The 1,896-nt window shown below is 44.7% G+C and carries 3 protein-coding genes; 2 read left to right on the top strand and 1 reads right to left on the bottom strand.

Annotated features, from left to right (window positions below; all coding sequences use genetic code 11):
- On the bottom strand, positions 1-471 hold a 471-nt coding region (locus tag B3B27_RS05375), incomplete at its 3' end, for a Crp/Fnr family transcriptional regulator (protein WP_286847004.1).
- Positions 472-646: 175 nt separating this feature from the next.
- Here B3B27_RS05375 and B3B27_RS05370 point away from each other — a divergent pair.
- Positions 647-994, top strand: a complete 348-nt coding sequence (locus B3B27_RS05370; RefSeq protein WP_286847002.1) for a thioredoxin — start codon at positions 647-649, stop codon at positions 992-994.
- A 72-nt stretch (positions 995-1,066) separates the two neighbouring features.
- On the top strand, positions 1,067-1,896 hold an 830-nt coding region (locus B3B27_RS05365; RefSeq protein WP_286847001.1), incomplete at its 3' end, for an NAD(P)/FAD-dependent oxidoreductase.

Genomic DNA, 1,896 nt, shown 5'->3' with positions numbered 1-1,896 from the left:
TTTGCCCCGCATCTGCTTATACGTGATGTTACCGATGACCGTCAACAATTGACGCTCATTGCGAAAATTTCGCGACGTAATGCGCATGGCAAACTCCGCATTGTTCATCAACAATTGACGCATGTTTTCCTTATCAATCATGCAAACCTGTGTATCCGTCAACGCTATAGCCGATGTAGTGTGTACCGTTTCCCCAAAAACAGAGGCAAACGCCAGAAAATCTCCCGGTTTTGCCAGTTGTAGATTCAGCTGCTTATCGCGTCCGGCTTGTAGGTAAACCTTTACCAACCCATCCATTACCAACAAGACATGGGTGGAGAATGCGCCCTGTTTAAACAACGTTTCTCCTGCCAGATAGGTGAGTTCTGTTTTACCGGAACTGATAAGCGTCAGCTCCTCAGGCTTCAAGTCGCGAAAACAAGCTACCATCTTTTCGCAATTATCTGTATCACTCTCTGGAAATGGGTTCATTTTTCTTACTTTTTCCATCAAAGATACAACCTTTTCATATAACTGACATTTATCAGTCCAAAAACTGACAAAGCTCATTTTTTTTCATGGAGTATGTCAGCCGGTATTCTTCGTTTTCAAACCGATTATGCCATAACTTTGTCGTCGGAAAATAACAATAAAATCAACAATAATTATGAAGTATTTAAGAACTAACATCCACGAGATTGAAACTGCTGAAGAGCTGCAGAAAATTATCGACGAGAACGAAAACGTAATGGTATGCTGCGGACGTATGGGACCGATGTGTATCCCTGTTTATGAAATCATGGAAGAACTGGAAGAAGAACGCCCTGAAGTGAAATTCTACTCCATGGCTTTTGACAGCCCGGAATCGGGAGTTATAAGAAATGCTCCCGAATGCCGCGGATTTATGGGACTCCCTTTCACCATGTATTATAAAAGCGGAAAGGTAGCCAAGGCAACCACCAGCATACAAAATATGCAGCAAATCACATCGAATCTGGATCAGTTTCTGTCCTGATAATTATTTTTTGTATTAATTTCATGAAGATCAATCCCCAAAAGGATTGGTCTTCCTTTTAAAAGAAAGAGTATGGAGAAAATATACGACGTAATGATCTTGGGAGCCGGAGCGGCCGGATTGTCTGCGGGAATCTATGCCTCGCGCGGAAAACTGGATACGTTGATCTTAAGCGAAGGCGTTACGGGAGGACAAATGGTATTGACCAATGAAATAGCCAATTATCCTGGCGTGGAAACGATAAAGGGATACGAACTGGTGGATATTATGAGGAGGCAGGCCAAAAGTTTTGGCTGCACCATCAAGACAAATGTTAAGATTGTACGTTACCAATTAGCGGGTGAAATTAAAGAAGTAGAACTGGAGGACGGAAGAATCTTCCGGGCGAAATCGGTGATCTTGGCCCCCGGAGGAAAACCCCGCTCGCTGGATATTCCCGGTGAAAAGGAGTTCGAAGGACGGGGAATCTCCTATTGTGCCACGTGCGATGCCGATTTCTTTCAGGACAAGCGGTTGATTGTGGTGGGAGGCGGAAACTCCGCTCTGGAAGAAGCCGTAACCCTAACCAACTTTGCATCGCACGTAACGATAGTGCATCAGTTTGACCATTTTCAGGCATTTGCCCACGCTGTGGAAGAGGCGAAGCAAAACCCGAAGATCAGCTTTGTGATGGAATCGGAGCTTCGTGCCTATATGGGCAACGGAACGTTAAAAAAGGTGCAGATCGAGAACTTAAAAACCAAAGTGGTTTCCGAATTGGAGACCGATGGCGTTTTTGTTTTTATCGGCTACAAACCCAATACCTCCGCATTTAAAGGTATGGTAGAGATCAACGAAAGGGACGAGGTGATTGTGGATCCGGCAATGAGAACCAATATCCCCGGCGTTTTTGCCGCAGGCGA

The sequence above is a fragment of the Proteiniphilum sp. UBA5463 genome, assembly GCF_002427225.1.
In the GTDB taxonomy this organism is placed as follows: domain Bacteria; phylum Bacteroidota; class Bacteroidia; order Bacteroidales; family Dysgonomonadaceae; genus Proteiniphilum; species Proteiniphilum propionicum.
Note: the sequence above shows the minus strand (reverse complement) of the source record. Positions and strands in the feature narration are given on the sequence as shown.

Excerpts from the sequence above, each read along its gene's own strand:
- B3B27_RS05370 (WP_286847002.1), top strand. The coding sequence starts at position 647 with ATGAAGTATTTAAGAACTAACATCCACGAGATTGAAACTGCTGAAGAG.